The organism is Cupriavidus oxalaticus, from assembly GCF_038900635.1.
In the GTDB taxonomy this organism is placed as follows: domain Bacteria; phylum Pseudomonadota; class Gammaproteobacteria; order Burkholderiales; family Burkholderiaceae; genus Cupriavidus; species Cupriavidus oxalaticus_B.
On record NZ_JAYMRX010000119.1, the window covers coordinates 1 to 255 of the forward strand.

Consider the following 255-nt stretch of genomic DNA (forward strand, 5'->3'; position numbering starts at 1 on the left):
CTTGGCGATCACAGGCGATGAAGGACGCGGTAGCCTGCGAAAAGCTTCGGGGAGCTGGCAAACAAGCTTTGATCCGGAGATGTCCGAATGGGGAAACCCGGCCCGTATGGGTCATCCCACACTGAATCCATAGGTGTGGGAAGCGAACGCGGCGAACTGAAACATCTAAGTAGCTGCAGGAACAGAAATCAACCGAGATTCCCAAAGTAGTGGCGAACGAAATGGGAAGAGCCTTGTACTCTTTAGCAGCATTGT

At 52.9% G+C, this 255-nt stretch carries 1 rRNA gene; it reads left to right on the forward strand.

The features are described 5' to 3' along the window. Positions 1-255: ribosomal RNA gene (locus VSR71_RS35235) — 23S ribosomal RNA — on the forward strand; the annotation flags it as partial.